Origin of the sequence: Mycobacterium sp. 012931, from assembly GCF_000419295.1 — a bacterium.
GTDB classification, from domain to species: domain Bacteria; phylum Actinomycetota; class Actinomycetes; order Mycobacteriales; family Mycobacteriaceae; genus Mycobacterium; species Mycobacterium marinum.
On record NZ_AOPX01000001.1, the window covers coordinates 1 to 23,035 of the forward strand.

21 protein-coding genes, 1 tRNA gene and 2 pseudogenes are annotated in these 23,035 nt (G+C 66.0%); 9 read left to right on the forward strand and 15 right to left on the reverse strand.

What is annotated here, in order from left to right; all coding sequences use genetic code 11:
- Positions 1–377: pseudogene (locus MMSP_RS00005) on the forward strand (PE family protein); the annotation flags it as partial.
- A 36-nt stretch (positions 378–413) separates the two neighbouring features.
- Here MMSP_RS00005 and rfbA read toward each other — a convergent pair.
- The 11 genes from rfbA to MMSP_RS00060 all read right to left on the reverse strand — a co-directional run bounded on the left by rfbA (position 414) and on the right by MMSP_RS00060 (position 11,409).
- A complete protein-coding gene (gene rfbA, locus MMSP_RS00010) occupies positions 414–1,280 on the reverse strand; it encodes a glucose-1-phosphate thymidylyltransferase RfbA (RefSeq protein WP_020784947.1) in 867 nt (288 codons plus the stop codon).
- Positions 1,281–1,309: 29 nt separating this feature from the next.
- Positions 1,310–1,684, reverse strand: a complete 375-nt coding sequence (locus MMSP_RS00015) for a nuclear transport factor 2 family protein (RefSeq protein WP_020784948.1) — start codon at positions 1,682–1,684, stop codon at positions 1,310–1,312.
- Between the two features lie 35 nt (positions 1,685–1,719).
- The gene (locus MMSP_RS00020; RefSeq protein ID WP_015354322.1) at positions 1,720–2,475 is read right to left on the reverse strand and encodes a maleylpyruvate isomerase family mycothiol-dependent enzyme; all 756 of its coding nucleotides are present in this window, start codon (positions 2,473–2,475) and stop codon (positions 1,720–1,722) included.
- Positions 2,476–2,536: 61 nt separating this feature from the next.
- Positions 2,537–3,871 (reverse strand): UDP-glucose/GDP-mannose dehydrogenase family protein, encoded by a 1,335-nt coding sequence (locus tag MMSP_RS00025; RefSeq protein ID WP_020784949.1) that lies wholly within the window; start codon positions 3,869–3,871, stop codon positions 2,537–2,539.
- Between the two features lie 76 nt (positions 3,872–3,947).
- On the reverse strand, positions 3,948–5,474 hold the full coding sequence (locus MMSP_RS00030; RefSeq protein ID WP_020784950.1) for a hypothetical protein: 1,527 nt from the start codon (positions 5,472–5,474) through the stop codon (positions 3,948–3,950).
- A 155-nt stretch (positions 5,475–5,629) separates the two neighbouring features.
- Complete coding sequence (locus MMSP_RS27160) at positions 5,630–7,225, reverse strand: hypothetical protein (protein ID WP_167470891.1); 1,596 nt, start codon at positions 7,223–7,225, stop codon at positions 5,630–5,632.
- 164 nt (positions 7,226–7,389) lie between these two features.
- Positions 7,390–7,962, reverse strand: a complete 573-nt coding sequence (gene dcd, locus MMSP_RS00040) for a dCTP deaminase (RefSeq protein WP_012392561.1) — start codon at positions 7,960–7,962, stop codon at positions 7,390–7,392.
- A gap of 45 nt (positions 7,963–8,007) precedes the next feature.
- Positions 8,008–8,676, reverse strand: coding sequence for a hypothetical protein (locus MMSP_RS00045; protein WP_051153566.1), 669 nt, complete (start codon positions 8,674–8,676; stop codon positions 8,008–8,010).
- 202 nt (positions 8,677–8,878) lie between these two features.
- On the reverse strand, positions 8,879–9,547 hold the full coding sequence (gene pcp, locus MMSP_RS00050) for a pyroglutamyl-peptidase I (RefSeq protein WP_015354317.1): 669 nt from the start codon (positions 9,545–9,547) through the stop codon (positions 8,879–8,881).
- Between the two features lie 23 nt (positions 9,548–9,570).
- Positions 9,571–9,987 carry a hypothetical protein gene (locus tag MMSP_RS00055; RefSeq protein WP_020784953.1) on the reverse strand — a complete coding sequence of 139 codons (417 nt, stop codon included), beginning with the start codon at positions 9,985–9,987 and terminating at the stop codon, positions 9,571–9,573.
- Positions 9,988–10,008: 21 nt separating this feature from the next.
- Positions 10,009–11,409, reverse strand: coding sequence for an MFS transporter (locus MMSP_RS00060; RefSeq protein ID WP_020784954.1), 1,401 nt, complete (start codon positions 11,407–11,409; stop codon positions 10,009–10,011).
- 212 nt (positions 11,410–11,621) lie between these two features.
- Between MMSP_RS00060 and MMSP_RS00065 the strand changes: the two genes are divergently transcribed.
- From MMSP_RS00065 to MMSP_RS26545, 5 genes are all read left to right on the forward strand, one after another.
- A complete protein-coding gene (locus MMSP_RS00065) occupies positions 11,622–12,401 on the forward strand; it encodes a ZIP family metal transporter (protein WP_050674470.1) in 780 nt (259 codons plus the stop codon).
- A gap of 55 nt (positions 12,402–12,456) precedes the next feature.
- Positions 12,457–12,530 (forward strand) — tRNA-Gly (locus MMSP_RS00070).
- Between the two features lie 171 nt (positions 12,531–12,701).
- The gene (locus MMSP_RS00075) at positions 12,702–13,124 is read left to right on the forward strand and encodes a hypothetical protein (RefSeq protein WP_011738867.1); all 423 of its coding nucleotides are present in this window, start codon (positions 12,702–12,704) and stop codon (positions 13,122–13,124) included.
- Positions 13,125–14,072, forward strand: coding sequence for an HAD family hydrolase (locus tag MMSP_RS00080; RefSeq protein WP_020784956.1), 948 nt, complete (start codon positions 13,125–13,127; stop codon positions 14,070–14,072). It begins immediately after the preceding gene.
- Between the two features lie 238 nt (positions 14,073–14,310).
- Complete coding sequence (locus MMSP_RS26545) at positions 14,311–15,129, forward strand: hypothetical protein (protein ID WP_152522424.1); 819 nt, start codon at positions 14,311–14,313, stop codon at positions 15,127–15,129.
- A 22-nt stretch (positions 15,130–15,151) separates the two neighbouring features.
- Here the strand turns inward: MMSP_RS26545 and MMSP_RS25425 are convergent, their stop codons facing one another.
- Together MMSP_RS25425 and MMSP_RS00095 are read right to left on the reverse strand one after the other, a co-directional pair.
- Complete coding sequence (locus MMSP_RS25425) at positions 15,152–15,439, reverse strand: tyrosine-type recombinase/integrase (RefSeq protein ID WP_084472491.1); 288 nt, start codon at positions 15,437–15,439, stop codon at positions 15,152–15,154.
- A gap of 3 nt (positions 15,440–15,442) precedes the next feature.
- The gene (locus tag MMSP_RS00095; protein ID WP_152522425.1) at positions 15,443–15,775 is read right to left on the reverse strand and encodes a hypothetical protein; all 333 of its coding nucleotides are present in this window, start codon (positions 15,773–15,775) and stop codon (positions 15,443–15,445) included.
- Between the two features lie 120 nt (positions 15,776–15,895).
- Between MMSP_RS00095 and MMSP_RS00100 the strand changes: the two genes are divergently transcribed.
- From MMSP_RS00100 to MMSP_RS00110, 3 genes are all read left to right on the forward strand, one after another.
- Complete coding sequence (locus MMSP_RS00100; RefSeq protein ID WP_020784960.1) at positions 15,896–18,481, forward strand: alpha/beta hydrolase fold domain-containing protein; 2,586 nt, start codon at positions 15,896–15,898, stop codon at positions 18,479–18,481.
- Between the two features lie 38 nt (positions 18,482–18,519).
- Positions 18,520–19,281, forward strand: coding sequence for a S9 family peptidase (locus MMSP_RS00105; RefSeq protein WP_036425841.1), 762 nt, complete (start codon positions 18,520–18,522; stop codon positions 19,279–19,281).
- 97 nt (positions 19,282–19,378) lie between these two features.
- Positions 19,379–20,479, forward strand: a complete 1,101-nt coding sequence (locus tag MMSP_RS00110; protein ID WP_020784962.1) for a ferritin-like domain-containing protein — start codon at positions 19,379–19,381, stop codon at positions 20,477–20,479.
- A gap of 114 nt (positions 20,480–20,593) precedes the next feature.
- Here the strand turns inward: MMSP_RS00110 and MMSP_RS00115 are convergent, their stop codons facing one another.
- On the reverse strand, positions 20,594–21,676 hold the full coding sequence (locus MMSP_RS00115; RefSeq protein ID WP_036426963.1) for a lipoprotein signal peptide: 1,083 nt from the start codon (positions 21,674–21,676) through the stop codon (positions 20,594–20,596).
- Between the two features lie 102 nt (positions 21,677–21,778).
- Positions 21,779–22,858: pseudogene (locus tag MMSP_RS29460) on the reverse strand (PE family protein); the annotation flags it as partial.
- Positions 22,859–23,035 lie beyond the last annotated feature (177 nt).

Below are 23,035 nucleotides of genomic sequence, written 5' to 3' on the forward strand. Positions count from 1 at the left end.
CCGCATACACCAGCAACATCCTCATGAACGCCACCGGCGGCAATGGCGGCCAGGGCGGTACCGGCGGCACGCTATTCGGTAACGGTGGTGGCGGCGGCACCGGCGGAGCCGGCTTCGTCGGCCCCAGTTCCGCCGGTGACGGCGGCAACGGCGGTGGCGGTGGTAGGGCCGGGCTGATCGGAAACGGTGGGGCCGGCGGCGCGGGCGGGGCGCCCGGCCCGAACGGCGGCTTCTCCGGCGGAAACGGCGGAAACGGCGGCGATGCCGCGCTGATCGGAAATGGCGGAAACAGCGGCGACGTCGGGCTATCGGGCGCCGGCACCCCGGGCCTTCCGGGCAACGGCGGGCTGTTGATCGGCACGATCGGGAATACCTGATAGTACGAGCCGTCGGGCACCGGATTGGCGCTGAAATCAGTTCCTTTCCAACAACTCCAGCAAGTAGCTGCCGTACCCGGACTTGACCAGGCTGCGTGCGCGCCGCATCAGTTGTTCGTCGTCAATCCAGCCCAACCGCCATGCCACTTCCTCGGGAACACTCACCTTGAGTCCCTGCCGCCGCTCCAGCGTCCGGACGAAATCGGCGGCGTCTAGCAGCGAGTCGAACGTGCCGGTGTCCAGCCAGGCCGTTCCGCGGGCCAGCATCTCGACGTTGAGCCGGCCGTGGTTCAGATAGGCCTGGTTCACCTCGGTGATCTCATACTCGCCGCGCGCGGATTTCTTCAAGCTCCGCGCGATCTCGATCACGTCGTTGTCGTAGAAATACAAGCCTGGCACCGCATAGTGCGACTTCGGGGTGGCCGGTTTCTCCTCCAGGGAGAGCGCGGTCCCGTCGGCGCTGAACTCGACAACACCGTAGGCAGTTGGGTTTGCCACCCAGTACGCGAAAATCGTTCCGCCACTGATGTCTTGAAATCGGCGCAGGCTGGTGCCCAAACCCGGGCCATAAAAGATGTTGTCCCCCAACACCAATGCCACCGAGTCGGTGCCGATGTGGTCGGCGCCGATGACGAATGCCTGGGCCAGACCATCGGGCTGATCCTGGGTTGCATAGGTGATGTTCACGCCGAAATCCGTTCCGTCGCCGAGTAGGCGGTGAAACCCGGCAGCGTCATGGGGGGTGGTGATCAGCTGGATGTCGCGGATGCCGGCCATCATCAGGGTGGTCAGCGGGTAGTAGATCATTGGCTTGTCATAGACCGGCAACAGCTGCTTGCTGATACCCATGGTGATCGGGTACAGGCGGGTGCCCGAACCGCCGGCCAAGATGATCCCGCGCATGAGTGGCTCCTAGTTGCCTTTCGTCGAACTCAATCGACCAGGTCAGCCTCGGTGAGTTCGGTGGCCGCCAGCGCCGACGCCAAGTCGTCATGGCGGAAAACCGAGGTGACGTGATCGCGGACCACCCGGAATGCCGAGGCGGCGTTCGCGACGCTGTCGGGGTCGTCGCGGCCGATGATCCGTTGCTCGACCACCACAACACCGTCGTGCACGTACATGCGGCCCATCTCGGCGGTCGTCTGCAGCGAGCTGGCCCAGCGCCGCAGCGCCTCGAGGCCCTGGGCTGCTCCGTGCGCGTCGCCGATGTCGATATCGTCGCTGGACAGGGCCACCAGGGTGTCAATGTCAGCGGCGTTGAGTGCGTCGCTCCAGGCCAGCACGGTGGCAATCTCCGATGTGGTCATGGCCTGCAAATTACCGTGTTCGCCTAGTCCGCACGCTAAAGAGGCGTGCGCTCCAGCCATTTCTGCCATACGGCCTGGTCGCCGAACACCTCGATCCCGGTGTCGGGCACCGAGACCCGCCGCGTCATCGCCAGCAGAAGCTCCGCGGCGCCGCCGCGCACGGCCACGGTGCCTTTGCCGTGCTCAGGCGACCAGGTGATGTGGCCGTCCTCGACGGCGGCGGTCCATTCCCCGACGTCACCGAGACCGGGATCGGTGGCGTGCAGATGCACGGTGTCGCCGTCCTCGATCGGCAGCGGCGCGCCGTCGCGCCCCGCCTGGACCGCAATGCGTTCCAGAAACTCGCTGATGCCGTCGGCCGCGATCTCGGGTTCCAGGACGAATTGCTGCCCGAGCGCGATGGCGGCGTCAGCCCGATGCACCACCACCTCGTGCAGCCGGCGCCTAACCCACCAGTGCGCCGGGCGCGGCCCAAGAAATGTCCACACCGGCGTTTCCGCGCCCGCCTGCTCGACGGCGTCGACCATCAGCTGCGCGCCGTCTTGCAGCCAGGCGATCGCGTCGTCCACAGCTGCCGGCGGCTTTCCGCCTGCCACATTGCGGGGATCCAGAAAACTGTCCAGCCGGTCGCGCACGATCTGGGCCGCCCACCGGTCGCCGCGTCCGACATGACGGAACAGCTGCCCGAGGTTCCATCCCGGGCAGCTGGGCACTGGCGTGGATTGGTCATTGTCGCCGATGAGTTCGCCGAAAGCACGGGTCTGGTCAAGGTATGCCGCCACCTGGTCCACCCCGGTAACGCTACTCGTGCCGGGTTGCCCGCAGCCCGAATTCGCCGACGGACGCGGCCGACTAGGACGCCGCCCGAATCCGAGCCCCCAGCCGGAACACTCGCCAGCCAGCCCGCTCCCAGCGGGAGACATCAAGGCAGTTGCGGCCGTCGACAATGACGCGGGCCCGCACCCGGTCGGCCAGATCGTCGGGGTCGAGGTCGACGAACTCCTGCCATTCGGTGAGTATCAACACGGCGTCGGCTCGCTCGCAGGCCTCGGCAACCGAGACCGCGTAGTTCAGCGTGGGAAACAGTCGGTTCGCGTTGTCCAGGGCCTTGGGGTCATAGACATTGACCGCCGCACCGTTGAGCTGTAGCTGTCCGGCGACGTTGAGCGCGGGAGAATCTCGAACGTCGTCGGATTCGGGTTTGAACGCCGCGCCAAGCACCGCGAGGTTGGCTCCCAGCAGCGAACCGCCACACGCGGTGGTGGCCAGTTCCACCATCCGGGTACGCCGCCGCATGTTGATGCTGTCGACCTCACGCAGGAAGGTCAGCGCCTGGTTGGCACCGAGCTCGCCGGCACGGGCCATGAACGCGCGGATATCTTTGGGCAAGCAGCCGCCACCGAATCCCAAACCCGCATTGAGACATTGGCGCCCGATGCGGGTGTCGTAGCCGAGGGCATCGGCAAGCAGACTGACGTCGGCACCGGCGGCCTCGCATACCTCCGAGATCGCGTTGATGAACGAAATTTTGGTAGCCAGAAAGGCATTGGCGGAGACCTTGACCAATTCCGCGGTCTGCAGATCGGTCACCAAGAAGGGCACCCCGGCCTCCAGCAACGGTCCGTACAGTTCTCGGACGAACTGCTCGGCCAGGATCGAATCCTCCTGCACACCAAGCACAATCCGATCCGGACGCAGCGTATCGCGGACCGCGAAACCTTCGCGCAGAAACTCCGGGTTCCAGGCGATCTCCACACCAACGCCGGCCACTGCCAGCCCGGCCGCCCGCCGGGCCAACTCGGCCGCCGTTCCGACCGGGACCGTCGATTTGCCAATGAGCACCGACGTTCTGGTCAGCCGCGGCACCAGGGTATCGATGACGGCGTGAATGTGACGCAAGTCGGCGCCGTATTCCCCCCTTTTCTGGGGTGTGCCAACACCCAGAAAGTGCACATCGGCGAACTCGGCGGCCATGTCGTAGTCGGTCGTGAAGTGCAGACGTCCAGCAGCAAGGTTGTCCCTCAACAGCTCTCGCAAACCCGGCTCGTAGAAGAGGATATCGCCCCCGGCCAGCTTGGCCACCTTGCCCGGATCAATGTCGACCCCGACAACCTCGTGCCCAAGTTGCGCCATTCCAACGGCGTGGGTGGCGCCTAGATAGCCGGTGCCAAAGACGGTGCATCGCATAACACCGTGTGTAGGCGACTGCGATGAGCGAACTGCATCGCGACGCTGAACGGCAGATGACAGCTACCCGGCAAGATCAGATACCCGGGATAAACGGGATGTTGAACCCGCCCCGCCCGTGCCCACCGCCGTGACCGCCGCCGTGCCGGCCGCCGCGTCCACCACCACGTCCGCCACGGTCATCGTCACCGCCGGGGAACCCGCCGCCGCCACCGGGACCAAAGATCTGGGGAAGCGGGATCTGAATGGGCACCGGAATGGGCACCGGAGCCGGCACCGGAGCCTCCGGCGCGGGTGCGGGAGCCTGAGGAATCGGAACCGGAACTGGCGCGGGAGCCTGCGGCACGGGCACTGGCGCTTGGGCAACCGGTACCGGCACCGGCGCCGGGGCCTTCGGAGCCGGAACCTGCGCCTGGGGGGCCGGGGCTTGCGGCGCCCGCGGGGCGGGGGCTTGGGGCGCCGGGGCTGGGGCCGGAACCTGGGCCTGGGGCGCCGGGGCTTGGGCTTGGGCTTGGGGCGCCGGAGCCTGCGGTGCCGGGGCCTGGGGTTGAGGGGCCGGGGCCGCGTGCGCCGGCGCGGGCAGGTGTGTGACGACGCTCTGGCCGGGATCGGGGCGGGTGCCGGGTTCGGAGCGGATGCTGACCGCCAGAGACACGGCCAAGGCACCCACACCGATCATGAAGATTGACCCCATGATGCTGGCCAGCAGCGCGAACGGCCTTCGCTCATGCTGCTCTTCGGGCACCGCGCTGTAGGCCAGAGCCTGCTGACCCGTCCCCAACTGGTCCGACACATCGTCGAAGTAGGCGGCATCGAGCCCGTACGGCGCGTGTGAGTAGAGCACCCCGCTGCCGGGATCCTGGGCCCACGCCTGCGCCGCCGTGGATGACGCGAACAGGGGGCTGCTCGCCGCCGCGAGCGCGGCACCGCGGGCAAGCGCGGTATCCGGTTCCTCGGCCGCGGTAACCGGCAATGTGGTCGACGCCTCGAGCGTCGGCTTGATCAATGGCAGATCGATACCCGAGCCCACCAGAAACACCGCGTCGGGACGGGTCGGCAGGCTCTCGGCCTGGGAAATCAACTCCGTCAACTGGCCCACGGCCGTGTCATCGTCGTCTGACAGTGAGAGTCGATGAATGTCGGTAACCGAGCCGTCCGCACTGTCGACAACCGCCAGCGTGGCGGCCTCGGGTTCGATGAACAGCAACGCGGTCTGCGCATAGTTGGTTTCGCTGCCCACCGCGTGAGCCAGCGCGGCGGCGGCCAGGAACGCCGAGACCAGCACGACGTTTTCGATCTTGCGCCGGGCCAAGACGTCGCGCAGGGCGGCGGCTTGGGCCGGGTCTCTCCAGGTCACCCCGGTTGAGGTCAGCTGGTAGCCGCCCTCGGAGGCGCCTTCCCTGGTTCCCAGGATCGCCGAGATCACCTGTTCGGCGGCCCCGATGGTTGCCGCGTCGCCATCACCGCTGACATCGAACGCGTCTTCATCGACCAGCGCGCCATCGCCGTTTTCGCCTTCGACCAGCACCAACCGCACTGCCGTCGGTGCCACAGATACTCCGAGCACGGTGTCCAAGAGCTCCCCCAATACCTGTTCGACCATCGCATACAGCGGGCCTACGCGGGTCCCCCAACCCTGTAGCCGCCGATTTTACGCGCCTCCCGGGGTGCATACCGGAGCCTTAGTTGCCGGATCGGCTTGGGTCAGCACATTTCAGCAGTAAAAGGATGCCTAACCGTCGAACAGACGATTAGCTGTCAGCGTCCCCCGTGGCCGCCACCGAAACCACCACCGTGGCCCCCACCGAAACCTCCACCGTGGCCGCCACCGAATCCTCCGAACCCGCCACCATGGCCACCGCCACCGCGGCCACCGCCGAACCCACCGCCGTGACCGCCGCCACCGAAGTGGCCCCCGTGGCCGCCGCCGAACTGGCCCCCATGGCCGCCGCCGCCGGACGGACCGCTACGACCGGGAGCGCCGCCGCCGAAGTGCCCGCGCCGGCCAGGACCGAGGCTGCCGCCAGCGGGCCCACGACCGGGGTTGGGTATCCGGCCCAGCCCGGGCAGCCTCAGACCGCCGCGCCCGCGCGGATTCGGACTCACCACCGGCGGGGGCGAGGCTGGAACTTCAACACGGGGGGCGGGCACCTTGGGCTGCTGACGTGGCACCGGCGCTTGGATATTGGGGACAGAGGGGCGCAGGAAGGTGTCGACCCCGCTGGGTACCCGGACCGGCGACACGACGATGGGCACCAGCGGCGGCACGGCCACCACCGGTTCAGGAATGGCGGGGGCGGGCAACACCGGCACCTCTGGCGCCCTCTGCGCCGGCGCCGCCGGGGCCGGCAGCTGCGGGCTGGCCGCGCGCGGCACCACCCGGGGGCGCGGCAACTCGATCTTCGGCTCGGGAGCGGCCACTTGCGGCGGCGCGGCCGCCTGCTGAGGCGGGGCGACCAGGTGGTTCTCGTTGGGCCTGGGCTGTAGGGCCACCGTCGGGCGGATGTCGATCGCCAGGGCGACTTCCAGCGCCACCACCGCCGCGGTGGCGACCACGGCCAGGCCGCTGCCGATCAAAAGCCCGGATCGGCGTCCGGCGGGTTCCTGGTCGGGCGAGAGCTCGTCGACCAGGTCGCTCTCCGCCAGCGGGTCAGGATCATTGAGGTCCTGCGCATATGCCAGGGCGGCGGTGGTGGCGGCAAACAGGGGCGCATTGCCGCAGGCCAGCGCCGCGCCTCGGGCGAGCGCCATTTCCTGTTCCTCGGACACGCTCACCGTCAGCGACGTCGCCGCATCGAGTGCCGGCTTGATCATGGCGACGTCCACACCCGTGCCGACCACATAGACACCGTCCGGACGCGCCGGCAGAGACTCGGCCGCGGCCACCATGGCGACCACCTCGGCCACCGCCGCGTCGTCGTCTTCGGCCAACAATTGCTGGCGCACCTCGCTGACCGAGCCGTCCGCGGTGTCGACGACGGCCAGGGTCGCCGTATCGGGCTCGATGAACAACACCGCGGTCCGCGCATAGCTGAGGGCGCCGCCGACCGCCTGCCCCAGGGCGGCCGCAGCCAGAAAACCCGAGACCAGCATGACGTTTTCGACCTTGTGCCAGGCCAGCGCATCGCGCAGCGCCGCGGCCTGAACCGGGTCGGTCCATGTCACGCCGATCGAGGACAACCGCAAGCCGGCGTCGGCCGCACCCTCCCGAGTGCCCAGAATCGCCGCGACCACCTGATCGGATGCGCTCGACGTGACCGGATTGCGGTCGAGGTCGAAACTGTCTTCCTCGACAATCAAGCCGTCGCCGTCTTCGCCTTCGACCAACGCCATCCGGACGTCAGCCGCTGCCATCGATACCCCAAGTACGACGTCCAAAACCCCTCCCAAGGTCTTGCAACCCACCACGGTCGCTGCGGAGGAGAACACGGCGCGGATGGCTCCGGATGGCCCGGCAATGGCTCTTGGATAGCCGAGCCAACGGTCTACTAATCCTTATCGCGCAAGCTATGCGGCAGCTATGTAGACCTTATGAAGTTCTGGTATGAACGAGACGGCGTGGGCCCCCGCTGACCCTGGTATTTCGACCCTACTCCGGAACTCCCGTAGGGATGCTCAGACGGACTGGTCAATTTCAAGATGCACAGCTGGCCGATTTTCATGCCGGGCCACAACGTGATCGGGAGGTTGGCGACGTTGGACAGCTCCAGCGTGATGTGCCCACTGAAGCCGGGATCGATGAACCCGGCAGTGGAATGGGTGAGCAAGCCCAGCCGGCCCAGCGACGACTTGCCCTCCAGCCGCCCGGCCAGGTCACCGGGCAGGGAGAAGATCTCCAGCGTGGAACCCAGCACGAACTCGCCCGGGTGCAGCACGAACGGATCCCCCTTGGTCGGCTCCACCACGCTGGTCAACTCGTCCTGGCGCTGCGCCGGGTCAATGTGGGTGTACCGGGTGTTGTTGAACACCCGGAACATGCAGTCGAGCCGGACGTCGACGCTGGACGGCTGAACCAGGCTGTCATCGAACGGGTCGATACCCAACCGCCCGGCGGAAATTTCGGCTCTGAGGTCTCGATCAGAGAGCAGCACGCGATGAGCGTATCTGCTCTCGGATCGCCGCCGCCGCGCGACGAGTCAGCGGAGGTAGATTTCCTTGCCAGTGGGGTATCCGCCACCAGTGGTGGTGACGTGGACGTGGTCATAGTGACCGAGGCGGCTTCTGGTTGCACCGGTGGGCGTGTAGTAGACGCCACGCCAAATCGCATCCTGCATCCCGAAGCGCTCGGCGTTGGCCAAGACGTAGGCGACGATCTCGTTGCCCAGCGCTATCCCCTCAGCACTGCCGGGGTTGGGGATCATCACGTCGAGCGCCAATCCGTTCGGATGCCAGCGCAACGCATCGGGGCGCACCCCACCGATTTCGTGAATCTCCGGGAAGACCGCGCTGATGCTGCGCGCCGCCAGGATGGTCTTGACCTGTAGCCCGCGTTCCGGTGCCACCCCGACCGGCAGCAGGCGCGCTGACCTGTCCACCCGCAATCTCGATGCCGCGGCGAACTGACCGGCCGCAAAACCCATCCCCACCGCACCGCTGGATATTTTCGACGACAACTCGATGGGCGTTGCCGCGACAATCTCCACACAACACGCTTCATCACCAACGGCCATTTGGTCGATGCGATCACGCGCGGACGATGGGCCGATATCCCCTGCCACCGCGAAGAAGGCGGCCGCGGGCGCTACCACTGCAGCCAGCAGAACAGACAGCTTGCGCCGCTTCCTGGCTAACTCGTGCCGACCCACGGAAGCAGATTACGACACGATAACGAAATAATAAACACCGGATTGGTTAGCAATCCTGTGGCATATATCGCAGTTTGCCACTTATCAAGACAATAATGGCACCCGACTTGACGCGGGGCCATTTGTCCTGCTCAGCGCGACATTTCTTGCGCCATAAGACACAGCCGAACAAGATTGTCTGGCCGCCAAGAGTTTAGTGCCCTCAGATCTGCAAACGTGACGGGACGGGCTGGCGAGTATCGGCCGCATGCTGCACCGCCGCCTCGATGCCGGCGACCAGTCCCGCGACCGCCGTCTCCACCGACATGCTCGGAACACCCAGGTTGCGATCCAGGGCGGCGACCATCGGCAGACAGGGCAGATGGACCCAGCCGGCGCGGATGGGCAGGTTCCGCGAGGCGATGTGGTGCAGCACGCCGTACATGAGGTGGTTGCACACGAAGGTGCCCGCCGCGTCGGAGACATCGGCCGGGATCCCGGCCGCGCGCATCGCCAGCACCATCTCGTGGACCGGGACGGTGGCGTGGTAGGCGACCGGGCCGTCCGGATCGGTCGGCTCGCCCACCAACACCTTGCCGGCGGTGTCGGCGAGGCCATAGCGCCCGCAATCGTTGATGTTCTGGGCCAGCCGCTCGACGGTCAGCATGGCGCGCCCCGGGTATTCGCCCAGCATGATCACCAGCTGCGGATCCACCTCGGCGATGGCCTGCTCAGCCGCCGCGATCGAGTCGAAATAGGCGCCGGGCACAATCCGCGAGACGACCGTCGCCCCGGCGATGGTGCGTCCGTCCAGCGCCTCGGCGGTGAACTGGGCCGGATTGTCCGGCGTCACGCCATACGGTCCGAACCCGGTAACCAGCACCTTGGTCATGTGGTGTTCCTTCCTGGTCGAAACTAGGTGAGCGGGCGTTCGGCCATGGGTATCACCCTGGAATCCTCCAGCATCGCGAACCGATGCGGAAGATCGGCCTGCACCTGTTCGCTGGACATCACCGCGATGAAGGCTTTCAGCGAGGGATACCGCACGAATTGAATGACGTCCCAGCGCTCCTCGGGCGGGCCGATGAAGCAGCCGCCGGCGTCGGCCACAAAGACCCGCTCGGCGCCGACCTTCGCCAGCACCGACTCCATCCCGGCGGCGTAGCGCTCGAACAGTTCGCGACCGCTGATCGGCGCCGGGGGCGCAAGCTCGGGGTTCGCTGAGTAATCGGCGACCTCGCGGATGCGGTAGAGGTTGAGCATGACGAAGGGGCCGGGCGGCATTGCGGTCAGCATCGCCTCAGCCGCTTGCGGTGTCGGAACGATGTGCACGATCGATCTCCCTCGTCGCCTCTATTTGTACGTGGTGTTGGCGATTCCCGTTGGTCGCGTTGCGGCCAGCGCTCGGCGCCACGGCATCAATTCGGGCGCTCGGCAGCCGTCGGGGAGCCCGGCACGGCGCGCAGCAGGACCACCACAAAGGCCGACATCAGCATCATGGCGCCCACCGCCCACATGCCCGCCTTGTCGGTCCCGGTCACTTGTTCGAGCGCCCCGGTCAGATAGGGCGCGGCGAACCCGCCCAGATTGCCCACCGAATTGATCAGCCCGATGGCGCCGGCTGCCGCGGTGCCGGTCAGGAAGTTTGACGGCAACGCCCAGAAGCTGGGGATGGCAGCGAACACCCCCCATCGCGGTGATCGCCACGGCCACCATCACCAGCACCGGGGTGTGCAGGTGCAGCGCGACGGGAATGGCCAGCCCGCCAAGCAACATCGGGACGGCGACATGCCACACGTGCTCACCGGTGGCGTCCGCGTGCCGCGACCACAGGTACATGGCCACCGCCGCACAGGTGTACGGGATCGCCGCGATGAGTCCCACTTGCACGATCGAGAAGTCGATCCCGAAGGTCTTCTTGAAGCCCGAGATGATGCTCGGCAAGAAGAACGTCAGGGCGTAGAGCCCGTAGGCGATGCCGAAGTAGACCAGGGCCAGCGCCCAGATCCGTGGGCTGGTCAGCGCGCGGCGCAGCGGAAAGTGAAAGTCGCCGGCAACCTGGCGCTGCTCCTCGGCCAGGGTGTCGACGAGCCATTGCCGTTCGTCGGGCTCTAGCCATGCGGCGTCACCGGGCCGGTCGACCAGGTAGTACCAACAGGCGAACCCCAACACGATCGCCGGGACACCGACGGCGATCATCATGAACTGCCAGCCCGCCAGCCCGAACACCCCGTTGCCGAGGTGGATCAGCCACGCCGCCAACGGGGTTACAAGCGCTGCCGCGATCGGGCTGGCCATCATGAACAGCGCGACGACCCGGGCCCGGTAGTCGCGCGGGAACCAGCGACTCAGGTAGTAGATGACCCCCGGGAACAGGCCCGCCTCGGCCACCCCTAACAGGAACCGCAACACCAACAGCGTCGTCGCGTTTGGCGCAAAGCCGGTGGCCACCACCACGATTCCCCACGACACCGCGATCCGCGCTAGCCAGCGTCGGGCGCCGTAGCGATCCAGCGCGAGATTGGACGGAACCTCGACCAGCACATAGCCGATGAAAAAGATGCCCGAGGCCAGGCCGAACATCGTCGCTGTGAGCTGTAGGTGCGCGCTGATGTCGGCGCGGGCGATGCCGAGGTTGGTGCGGTCCAGGTAGTTGACGAAATACAGGGCCATCAAGAACGGCACGATGCGAATGCCCAGTTTGCGGATCGTGCGCGCTTCCAGCGAGCGTTCACCGGTGTCTAAAACGGCCATCGTGTCTCCTGCGTGAGGACCCGGTGCCGTCGAGTTCCGCAACGCTCGCGTCTGTTGGATGTCGGGGTCACGGTGGCCCGCGAGGCCAGCGTGCGTCACGTCGGAAACGTACGAACCGAGGCTCCGGTGCCGTCGGCCCGTCCGCCGAGCACTGTATACGCCGGCGCGCCATCCGGCCTCCGCCGATACCGGCCGATCGAGCGCACCCGAGTATGTTCGTCTCAATCGGCCCCGGGAGGTTTGGCGTGAGCACCCTGACAACCGCTGCGGCTTTGGTCGCCTTCCCGGTGATCGCCGGAATCATCGGTGGCGCTGTGGCAGTCGTGCGCACGCCGTCGGCGGCGCTGGTCAGCGGTGTGCAGCATTTCGCGGCCGGTGTGGTCATGGCCGCCGTGGCCACCGAGGTGCTGCCGGACCTGCGGGCGCGGGGCCCGCTGTGGCTGATCATTCTCGGGTTCAGTGCGGGGGTCGCGCTGCTGGTCGGATTCCGCCAGTTCGAAGACCACGGACCGCACGGCGAGGACGAGGACGGCCACGACGACGTCCGTGCGGGCGGTCAAGTGCCGGTGGGTTTTCTCGCCGTGGTCGCCGTCGACCTGTTCATCGACGGGCTGCTGGTGGCGACGGGCGCGACCGTCTCCCGGCGCACCGCGATCATCATCACCATCGCGCTGACCGTCGAGGTGCTGTTTTTGGGGGTGTCGGTGGCGCTGCGGCTGACCCGCTCCGGAGTACCCAAGGCCCGGGCCGCCGCGCTCACCGGCGGGGTCAGCCTGGCGACCGCCGTGGGCGGCGTGCTGGGTGCGCTGGTGCTCGCCAACGCGGGAGGTACCGTGCTGACCCTCGTGCTGGCGTTTGCGGCGGCGGCGCTGTTGTGGCTGGTCGTGGAAGAACTGCTCGTCGAAGCCCATGAAGGCGAGGAGCGGGCGTGGATGGCGATCATGTTCTTCGCCGGCTTCCTGATCCTCTACAGCCTGGGAGTGATGGAGTGAGGCGGATCCCGCACACCGCGCCCGGTGCTGGGTGCTAGCCTTTCGGGGCAACAGCGCCGATGTAGTTCAATGGCAGAACATCAGCTTCCCAAGCTGAATACGCGGGTTCGATTCCCGTCATCGGCTCCACGAAAGACCTGGTCAAATCCCATACTGAAGCGTCACAATCGCTAGCCCATCTAACCGATGACCGTCTGGTGACCCTGACCGATTTGAGAGGCGTTTGCTACAGCCGCCAGATAGCACACGCATCGAACATCCGTTCGGAAACCTGTCGGCCCCCGTCGATACCGTCCATGCATGAGCGACCACGCGGAAGACACGGAAATCTCGACGGCCCTCCACCGGCAGACCTACACTGCCTCCATGACGAACGTGGGGAGCCCGGTTCACCATCGGATCGCCGTCGAAGACATCGCAAACACCATCGCCCGCCGATGGCAAGACGAGTCGAACACTACCGTTCGAATGCTGACCAGTACTGCTGTGTACCTCCATGAGCGCAAACTCGTTGAATGGGTATTTGAAAGCACCAAGTCCGCAGCGGACTATGCGGATATTTTAAAGCAGATTCGCAAACGAGGCATCGACGTCGGGGTTGTGCTGCCGATGCCGGAACTCGGTCGAGCACATGAGGAATTTTGGGGAACCGGACTGATCCTGTACGGCTGGATCGACCGAGGCGACGACGTAATAAGGTTCACCGGCCCCGAGGTCGCGTGAATGCCGCCGTCCCTCGTAACCCAAACGATCATTGCCTTCATTTGGGATTTTGACCGGACTCTTACCCGCGGCTATATGCAGAAGCCGCTTTTCGAGCACTACGACGTTGATGAAAGCAAGTTCTGGCAAGAGGTCAACGCACTCAAGAAGTTCTACGGCGGATACGACCTACAACTTGCCGAGGACACTGCATACCTAGAGCACACTCTCAACTACGTTCGCACAGGAAAGTTTCCAGGTTTGACAAACGCCCTCCTACGCGAACTCGGTGCCCAGGTCGAACTGGCGCCTGGCATGCCCGAATTCATAAAGCGGACAAGAGATTTTGTTACACAAGACAAGCGGTACGCCAAACACTTGATCTCAGCCGAGCACTACGTCGTCTCGACAGGTCTTCGCCAGATGATTGAGGGTAATCCGATTTTTGAGCACGTTGACGGGGTTTGGGCGTGTGAACTACTGCCAGACGCGCCTATTAACAATGACGGTGCGCTCGATCCCGCCAGCTTCGACCCTGACGGGCCGTTGACGCAAATCGGATACACCATCGATAACACGACGAAGACTCGAGCAGTGTTCGAAATTAACAAGGGCATAAATAAGATCGAAAACGTCAACGTTAACGCACGCATGACACCCGACGAGCGTCGCGTTCCGATCAGCAACATGATTTACATTGCCGACGGCCCGAGCGACGTGCCGGTCTTCTCGGTCGTCGGCGGCTCCGGCGGCAAAACACTAGCTGTGCACAGCGGAAAAAACTACGAGGGCGTGCAGCAACTACAGGACGACGGGCGCGTAAACCACACGGCCAGCGCGGATTACAGCGAACATAGCGACGCCGATTTATGGCTATTCCGATCGCTGCGAATCATCGCAGACGCGATCTGCCAACGACGGGAACAGCTGATAGACAGCATCGTCAACCCGGCGGGACACGCGGTCTAAGCAACGCTGCGACCTGCAGATGTCACTACCCGCGAAAACTGTTTGCTGGTTGTCGGTGGTGGGTGGGACCATCGGAGGAACCGGACATCGGCGGGGCGGGAGGGAACCGGGCTGAACCGCGATGACACTCATACAGACGTTCTTCTCGGCTGACTACGTGATACAGGTGTCGGATCGCCGGTTGACCCAGGGCTCCGGCGTTGTTGATTAGCAGGCTTAAACGCCGGAGCCCTGCCGGTTGACCAAAGCTGATCGATCAGTCTTCGATGACGAATACACCAAGCTGACTTGTTGGAACCAAACGTTCACTGCTGGTTTCACGGGGCTTGCGCGTATCGATATTGGGCAGAAAAAGTCAACATCAGAATGGATCGCTGAGGTTTTGTGCGATTATCCGGTTTTCGGGTACGGAGTCGACGCACTACGCCGGGAAGCCGAAAAGACTATCCGAAAGCTGCCTAATCATTGGGACAAACGACTTGCCGTCGTCGTTGCCGGATTCGATTCAAACGGCAGCTTGCTCTGTGTGGGAGCTGCAAATTTCGACACCACGACAGGGTTCACCTCAGATCAGAACAGTTTTGCACTCAAAGGATTTAAACTGGTTAACGGGCGTAAGACCGGCTCACACACCGCAGGGGCGCCCTCAACGAGTTGCAAAAAAAAGTTGCTGAGGCGATATCTTCCGCGCATCGTAGACCAAACGAACGGCATCAACCGCGCGATCAAGATTATGGTAGAAAACCAACGCCAAGTCGCCAAACTTCATAAAACAGTGGGCCTGGATGATCAATGTGTTTTTATTCCTAGACAGCAACATCACGCAGGAATGGTCGGCAACCTGGACGATACGGATATATCAACGACGGGCAGCAGCTTTGGATTTTTCGATGCTGGCGGCTTCCAGTATGAGCAATTCGGGCCGCTGATCGCTCATGGCGGTTTTGTTGTCGACCAATTTACAGGCACAGCTGACCCCGCGAATCCCGACAACCAGACTGTGAGCGTCAGATTCGTGAAGGTGCCACCCTCATGGTCGCAATCAAATTCCAGTTAGCGAACCTTGTCGCGATGGACGGCTAGCTGCGCCGACGCATCGGTACGACGTTCGGGGCGCTGACCGGGCAGCTCATCGCCTCAAGCGCGGCCATCGTTTCGGCGTGGTCGTCATCGAACAGATGGGTATAGATCGCCAGTGTCGTAGTGATCTTGGCGTGATCCATGAACCGGGAAAGCTGCAACGCCGGGATACCGGCAGCCACGCATAAGCTGGCGTAGCTATGCCGAAGCGCGTGAAACTTCAGACCAGGTGACAGCACGGTCTCACCCGCCAGGCGGTTAGAGCGGGCTACAGCTGGCCGGAACACGGCCTAATAGAACGTCTGGTGACGAATCGGGGCCGACCAGTCCAACACCAACCGCCCCGCTGCTTCATCGACTGAGAGCGCCGCCAGGGCGTCAGTGCCGGTCGGCGTGATCCGGTTGCCTCGGTCGTCGGTTGCCCGCTTGCCGGTCGGCTTGAACGGCGTGAGAGTCACCGCGCAGAAGAGCGGCGCGTCCGGCTCACTACGGCGGGGATGGGCCCTGAGGTAGTCGCGCAGCAGCTCGGTTGTCAGTGTCGTCAGCGGCACCCGGCGACGGCTGCCTTTTGTCTTCGGGGTGTCATCAGGGAACGCCGGAGCCCTGGGCGCGGCCCCACGCATTAAGACCGCATTGAGCCGCGGTCAAACCCGCGCGCATTGCGGTTTCTTTCGCCGAATCGGCGGACGGGGCGCCGTTAATTGTGGCTACCAAAACGTGCGACCGCGGCGAATGATAAACGCATGTCTGATGCACACCACACCGATGTGGATGTTGTGGTCGCGGGTGCCGGCTTTGCGGGTCTGTATGCCGCCTACCGTCTGCGGCGCGCGGGGCATTCGATGCGCATATTCGAGGCCGGCGACGATATCGGCGGCACCTGGTACTGGAACCGCTACCCCGGGGCACGCGTCGACATCCCCAGCGTCGACTACATGTACAGCTTCGATCCCGACTGGTCGCGCGACTGGCAGTGGTCGGAGAAGTACGCCACCCAGCCCGAGTTCCTGCGCTACCTGAACCACGTCGCCGACAAGCACGACCTGCGTCGCGACATCCAGTTCGGCACCCGGGTGACCCACGCACACTGGGACGACGACACCGGCCGGTACCGGGTGCGCACCGACCGCGGCGACGAAATCACCTGCCGCTACCTGATCATGGCGACAGGCTGCCTGTCGGTACCCAAAGACCTCGACATCGACGGCATCGAAAACTTCACCGGCGAACTGTATTTCACCAGCCGCTGGCCCCATGAACCCGTCGACTTCACCGGGAAACGGGTCGGTGTCGTCGGCACCGGCTCATCGGGCATCCAATCGATCCCGCTGATCGCCGCCCAGGCCGCGCAGGTGGTGGTGTTCCAACGAACCCCCTGCTTCTCGATCCCCGCCCACAACGGCCCGATCTCCCCGGACAAGCTCGCCCAATTGGCCGACGACGACGCCTACCGTCGCGCGGCGCGATACTCCTTCGGCGGGGTCCCGATGGAGCGCTCGCTCACTCCGACATTCTCGGTGTCCGCCGAAGAACGTCGACAACGATACGAACGCGCCTGGCAGCTCGGTGAGCTTCTCGAGGCGCTCAACCTCTACGCCGACGAGATGATCAATCCGCTGGCCAACAGCGAGTTCGCCGAATTCATCCGCGACAAGATCGGCGCCACCGTGCACGACCCGCAGACCGCCGAGGCGCTGTGCCCCAGCGGCTACCCGGTCGGCTCGAAACGGCTCTGCCTGGACAGCAACTACTACGCCACCTTGAACCTGCCCCAGGTGCGGCTGGTGGACCTGCGTAACCAGCCATTGGTGGGCGTTACCAAGACCGGAATCGACACGGTCGGTGAATCTTTCGAGTTCGACGCGATCGTGTTCGCCACCGGATTCGACGCCGTCACCGGAGCGCTCGCGGCGATCGACATCGTCGGCCGCAACGGCCTCGCGCTGGGGGACAAGTGGGCACCCGGCCCATCCACATATCTGGGCCTGACCACCGAGGGGTTTCCCAACCTGTTCCTCATTGCGGGCCCCAACAGCCCCTCGGTGCTGTCCAACATGGCGGTGTCGATCGAACAACATGTCGACTTCGTCGCCGACGCCCTGAGCTATCTGCGCGAGCTCGGCTTCGACCGCATCGAGCCCACCGAGCTCGCCGAGGCCGGCTGGATGCAGCATTCCGATGACGCCGCATCGATAACGCTTTTCCCACAGGCGAACTCGTGGTACGTGGGCGCCAACATCCCGGGAAAGCCGCGCACCTTCATGGCCTACACCGCCGGGGTCGACGTCTACCGGGTGGCCTGCGAGGAGGTGGTGGCCCGCGACTATCTGGGCTTCCGGTTCTCCGGCCCGAACGGCTCACAGTGCAACGACGGTGTGGTGCGCCGCCTGCAACCCGACATTCAGATGGTGCTCGAGCAGCTGGAGGCGCTGGGCCTTCCGCCCTTGGAATCGCTGCCCGCCGACCAGGCGCGCGCGCTCATGAACGAGATGAACCTGGCACGCCCGCCGGGCCCCGACGTCGGCGAGATCGTCGACGGCACCCTGCCCGGCGCCGCCGGGCCGCTGGCCTACCGCCTCTATCGTCCGGCCAGCCCGGGTCCGCACCCCGTGGTCGTCTACTTCCACGGCGGTGGCTGGGTTCTCGGCGACCACACCTCCGACGATCCGTTGTGCCGCGACCTGTGCGTGCGCAGTGACACGCTCATCGTGTCGGTGGACTACCGGCACGCACCCGAGCACCGCTTCCCCGCCGCGCTGGACGACGGCTGGGCGGCCGTGCAGTGGATCGCCGAGCACGCCGGGGAGCTCGGCGGCATCCCGGGCCAGCTGGTGCTGAGCGGTTGGAGCGCGGGCGCCGGCATTGCCGCCGTGGTCTGCCACCTCGCCAGGGACGCGGGTGCGCCGAGCATCGTCGGCCAGGCGTTGCTCACCCCGGTCACCGATTTCGACCCGACCCGCGGCTCCTACCTCGAAAATGGCGACGGCTATGGCCTCACCGCACCGCTGATGCAATGGTTCTTCGACCACTACGCCGATCCGGACGCGCGCACCGACCCGCGGATTGCACCGCTGCGTGCCCCGGATCTGTCGGCCCTGCCCCCGGCGATCGTCGTCGCCGCGGAGTTCGATCCGCTGCGCGATGAGGGCATCGAGTACGCCGAGGCACTCGCCGCGGCCGGGGTACCCACCGAGCTGGTGCGGGCCCGCGGACACACCCACCTGTCGCTGACGATGGTCGATGTGGTCGTCTCCGGGGCCCGGATTCGGGCCCAGCTCGCCGGCGCGCTGCGCGGATTCTTCGCGATCGGCGCCGCCGTGCCCGCCTAGGGCCGCCGCCGGCGCCGCTGGCGTGCTACATGTGGCCCATGGCCGAACGTGTCACGTTCCAGAGTTCAACGGGCCCGACCCTGGCGGGAACCATCGATGTGCCCGAGGCGGCGGTGCGCGGCTGGGGGGTGTTTGCGCACGGATTCACCCTGAACAAGGACTCACCGGCGGCGGCCCGCATCTGCAAACAGCTAGCGGCCGACGGGATCGGCATGCTGCGCTTTGACGCACTCGGCCTCGGCGACTCGGAAGGCGGCTGGGGCGACGGCTCTTTCACCGTCAAGGTCGACGACATCGTCAAAGCCTGCGAGTTCATGACCACCCGCGGAACCCCGGCCGACATCCTGGTCGGGCACTCCTGGGGTGGCGCGGCCGTGCTGGCCGCGGCCCGGCACTCACCGGGCGTGCGGTCGGTGGTCACCGTCGCGGCGCCGGTGGACCCCAGCCACGTCGAAAAGCATTACGACGCAGTCGTCGACCGCTGCCTGTCCGAGGGCAGCGCCGAATGGATGGTCGGCGGGCGCACGCTGACCCTGAAACGGGCATTCGTCCAGGACGTCCGCGCCGCCGACCTGCGCGACAAGATCAAGAGCCTGCGGCTGCCCTTGCTTTTCCTGCACTCTCCCACCGACAACACGGTCGGCATCGGCAACGCGACCGAGATCTTCCGCCTGGCCCGCCACCCCCGCAGCTTCGTCTCGCTGGAGGGCTCCGACCACCTGCTCACCGCCCGCGGCCAGGCGCATCGGGCCGCCCGGATCATCGGCGCCTGGGCCGACGCCTACCTCGACGAACCATAAAGACCGCACGTCAGGGTTGACGCGCGCCGCCGAACGCGATGCAATGTGATACAAGTCATATCACCGCCGGTCATGACAGTCGGAAAGGTGGCAGCTCATGACCACAAGGGACAAGTACACCGACGTGTCCACGCCGTACTCATGGGAGGTTCCCAGCGCCGGTGACGCACGCTTCACCTGGGAGTACGACGAGGGGCGCGCCCGGCTCCTTTCCCTGTACCAAAAGGGGAAGGACAAACAGTGGGACGCCCAGTCGCGCATCGACTGGGGCCAAGACGTCGACCCAATGAACGCGATCGCGCTGCCCGACGAGTTCCATCCGCTGTTCGGCAGCCCGATGTGGAACGCCGCAGACGAGGCGCGTCGATCCGAGATGCGCCAGCACTTCCAGGCTTGGCAGTTCTCACAGTTCCTGCACGGCGAGCAGGGGGCGATGGTGTGCGCGGCCAAGATCGTCGAGGTGGTCCCGGACCTGGACGCGAAGTTCTACGCGGCCACCCAAACCATGGACGAGGCCCGCCACGTCGAAGCGTTCTCGCGGTTCCTGCAGGAGAAGATCGGCCTGGTCTACCCGATCAATAAGCACCTGACCGCCCTGCTCGACGACACCCTGCGCGACTCCCGCTGGGACATGCCCTACCTCGGCATGCAGGTCCTCATCGAGGGACTCGCCCTGGCCGCCTTCGGGGTACTCCGAGACATGGCGGCGCCGGAGTCGTTGGCCAAGCAGGTGCTGGCCTACGTCATGCAGGACGAGGCCTGCCACGTCGCCTTCGGCCGAATCTCGCTGAAGGACTACTACTCGGCGCTGACCGAGGCCGAGCGCGAGGAGCGTGAAGAGTTCGTGGTCGACGCCTGCTACCTGATGCGCGACCGGTTCCGCGGCGAGGAGGTCTTCGAGACACTCGGCATGGACGTCAAAGCATGCGCCGAGTGGGTCGACACCTCGCCGCTGATGATCCAGTTCCGCTCGCACCTGTTCAGCCGCATCGTGCCGATCGTCAAGGACATCGGGCTGTGGGGCGGCAAGGTGCAGCGGGCGTTCCGGGACATGGGTGTGCTCGATATGGCCGGTTCCGACATCGAGGCGCTGATGAAGGCCGATGAAGATCAGGCCGAGGCGCTGGACAAGGCGCACGCCGAGATGGCCGAACGGGCCATCGAGGTGGACCAGGTGATCGCGGCGGGCGCAAGCTGACTCGCATCCGGTAGTCGATCCCGCCTCCGGCCCAAGCGGGCATCGCGCCGCGGCGGCGCGAGCCTGCGCGTAGTCACGCAAGACTCGGATCGGCCGCAAGTCCGGAATCGCACCTCAACGTAGCTGCGTGTCGAAGAACGTCGTTGCAGCGGAGCTGATTTCGGCGTGCAGCAGGTGCCTATCCACGCTCGGGTCGTCGATACACGCTTCCGGGAACTGTTCGCGTCCAAGTTGGTTGCACTCGTTCAGGAAGATCTCGTGGCCGACCTTGCCGGGCAACACGTTCAGTTGAGCGCCGGGGACGTTGGCCGCGGCGAATTCGGCGTTGTCGCCGGGCGGGGTCTGGGCATCGTGTGCGCCGACGATGATGTAGGTGGGCACCCGGAGCTGATGGAGGCCGTCGGCGTCCATGCCGAAATCCCTGACCATGCCGGGAGCCATCGCGAACACCGCCTTGATGCGAGAGTCGGCGACGTCGAGTGCCGGGCCGGCGTCCACCGGCAACTCGGTGCGCAGATGCGCCGGTATCGCCGGGTCGCTCTGCACGCCGCGCTGGAAGTCCAGGTACCGGTCGGGGTTGACCCGGGCCCCGCCCAGCCACAGCGAGGTGAATCCGCCCTGAGAGTGCCCCGCCACACCGATCCTGGAGGCGTCGATGAGCGGGCCCCAAAACGGATCGTGCACTAAGAAGTCGGCGGTCAGGCTCAGGTCGCGCGGCCTTTGCCACAGCTTGTTGGCGAGGTAGACGATCGACGAATCGTAGGTATTGGCACGGTAATGGTTCAGCGCGGCAACTAGGTAGCCCTTGCTGGCCAACGCTTGTGCCAGCCATGCGTAGAACAGCCCGTTGCTGCCGCGACCATGGGACAGCAGGATCAGCGGTAACCGCGACCCGCCCGCACGCGGCGGCAGATCCGGATAGAACGACAGCTCGGTGGCGAACGGCATGGCGAACGGACGGTCATCAGGCGAGGGTTGCTCGGCCGGGTAGAACAGGCTGACCGCCAGCCGGCGCGGACTGTCTGGCCCGTGGGGGTCGACAAACTCGATCTGCCGCAAACCGACTGGAGGCGAAGGGGTTTGGCCGTTGACCCGAACTCCGGTGCCGCAACCGGCTGCCAACCAGACAGCTGCCGACAGGACCGAAACGACCGACAAGACCCTGAGAAGCGAAACCATCGTTGGGCGCACGGCCATGAACCTGTCGCAATTGATCGACAGAAGCAACTCGGAGACAGAGTCGGCGGGAGGTCGATCCCAGCCACAGATCCGGGCCGCGACCGTCGGAGCGGCCCTTCAGCCCGCCGCCCCGGCCTGGCCGAACAACCGCCCACCGATGCCGCCGCTGCCGCCCGCGCCGCCGACCAAAGCCCCGCTTCCGCCGTGACCACCGTCGCCGCCGTTGCCGATCGACCGAGTGTCCCCGCCGTTGCCGCCATTGCCGCCGCCGGCGAGGTTGGCGCCATCACCGCCCGCACCACCCCTTCCGCCGTTGCCGTACAGCAGCCCACCGGCACCCCCGTTGCCGCCGGTACCGCCGGTGCCGCCCCGGTCGAAGATCCCCGCGGCGACGCCGCCCTTGCCGCCGGCGCCGCCAGATCCGCCGTTGCCGTACAGCAGCCCACCGCCGCCGCCGTGACCGCCGGCGCCACCACTGCCGCCGACGCCGCCGTCGAGAGCCTCACCGCCCGCCCCGCCGGCCCCGCCCGCGCCGGCGCTTCCGGCAAGTAGCCCACCGCCGCCACCGGCGCCGCCATTGCCACCGTTGCCACCGGCCGTCGTGACCGCGCTGGTGAAGCCGGAACCGCCCGTACCGCCGGCCCCGCCGGCCCCGCCCTCACCCACGATTCCGGCGGCGCCGCCGGCGCCGCCGGAGCCTCCGGTCCCGCCGTTGCCGATCAGCCCCGCCGCGCCACCGGCACCCCCGGCCACCCCCGGGTTGGCACCCGGCGCCCCGTTTCCACCGTTTCCGTACAGCAATCCGCCCGCCCCGCCGGCTTGCCCCGGCGCTGTCCCGTCCGCGCCATTGCCGATCAGCGGACGCCCCAGCAACGCCTGCGTGGGCCCATTGATCAGGTTGAGCAGACTCTGCTGAACGTTGGCGGCCTCGGCGGCCCCATAGCCGCCCCCGCCCGCGCTCAGCGCCGCCACGAACTGGTCATGAAACGCGGCCGCCTGCCTACCCAGCGCCTGATAGTTGTGGGCATGATCGGAGAACAACGCCGCCACCGCCGCGGACACCTCATCACCGGCGGCGGCCAGTACCGAGGTTGTCGGCGCCGCGGCAGCCGTGTTGGCCGCGCTGACCGCGGACCCGACACTCGCCAAATCCGTTGCTGCCATTGACAGCATCTCGGGCACCACCACGACAAACGACATCTGACACCTTTCGGCCGGGCCGCATGGCCCGGTCAGCGCCGACGCATCCTGAAGGATTCGATGCTATCGCGATCCCGCCGGCCCATCTGGGGTTTGACCAGGCCACTCGCCCCGCCGTCCCGCGGCCGGACGGCGCCATCAACCCGCCAACCAGCCCGGCCATGCCGGACCGACAGC

Excerpts from the sequence above, each read along its gene's own strand:
- MMSP_RS00065 (WP_050674470.1), top strand. The coding sequence starts at position 11,622 with ATGTTCGTCTCAATCGGCCCCGGGAGGTTTGGCGTGAGCACCCTGACA.
- MMSP_RS00015 (WP_020784948.1), bottom strand. The coding sequence starts at position 1,684 with ATGACCACATCGGAGATTGCCACCGTGCTGGCCTGGAGCGACGCACTC.
- MMSP_RS00095 (WP_152522425.1), bottom strand. The coding sequence starts at position 15,775 with ATGCGTGGGGCCGCGCCCAGGGCTCCGGCGTTCCCTGATGACACCCCG.
- MMSP_RS00105 (WP_036425841.1), top strand. The coding sequence starts at position 18,520 with ATGGCCGAACGTGTCACGTTCCAGAGTTCAACGGGCCCGACCCTGGCG.
- pcp (WP_015354317.1), bottom strand. The coding sequence starts at position 9,547 with ATGACCAAGGTGCTGGTTACCGGGTTCGGACCGTATGGCGTGACGCCG.
- rfbA (WP_020784947.1), bottom strand. The coding sequence starts at position 1,280 with ATGCGCGGGATCATCTTGGCCGGCGGTTCGGGCACCCGCCTGTACCCG.
- MMSP_RS00110 (WP_020784962.1), top strand. The coding sequence starts at position 19,379 with ATGACCACAAGGGACAAGTACACCGACGTGTCCACGCCGTACTCATGG.
- MMSP_RS00100 (WP_020784960.1), top strand. The coding sequence starts at position 15,896 with ATGTCTGATGCACACCACACCGATGTGGATGTTGTGGTCGCGGGTGCC.
- MMSP_RS00115 (WP_036426963.1), bottom strand. The coding sequence starts at position 21,676 with ATGGCCGTGCGCCCAACGATGGTTTCGCTTCTCAGGGTCTTGTCGGTC.
- MMSP_RS00075 (WP_011738867.1), top strand. The coding sequence starts at position 12,702 with ATGAGCGACCACGCGGAAGACACGGAAATCTCGACGGCCCTCCACCGG.
- MMSP_RS00060 (WP_020784954.1), bottom strand. The coding sequence starts at position 11,409 with ATGGCCGTTTTAGACACCGGTGAACGCTCGCTGGAAGCGCGCACGATC.
- MMSP_RS27160 (WP_167470891.1), bottom strand. The coding sequence starts at position 7,225 with ATGGCAGCGGCTGACGTCCGGATGGCGTTGGTCGAAGGCGAAGACGGC.
- MMSP_RS00080 (WP_020784956.1), top strand. The coding sequence starts at position 13,125 with ATGCCGCCGTCCCTCGTAACCCAAACGATCATTGCCTTCATTTGGGAT.
- MMSP_RS00025 (WP_020784949.1), bottom strand. The coding sequence starts at position 3,871 with ATGCGATGCACCGTCTTTGGCACCGGCTATCTAGGCGCCACCCACGCC.
- MMSP_RS00030 (WP_020784950.1), bottom strand. The coding sequence starts at position 5,474 with ATGGTCGAACAGGTATTGGGGGAGCTCTTGGACACCGTGCTCGGAGTA.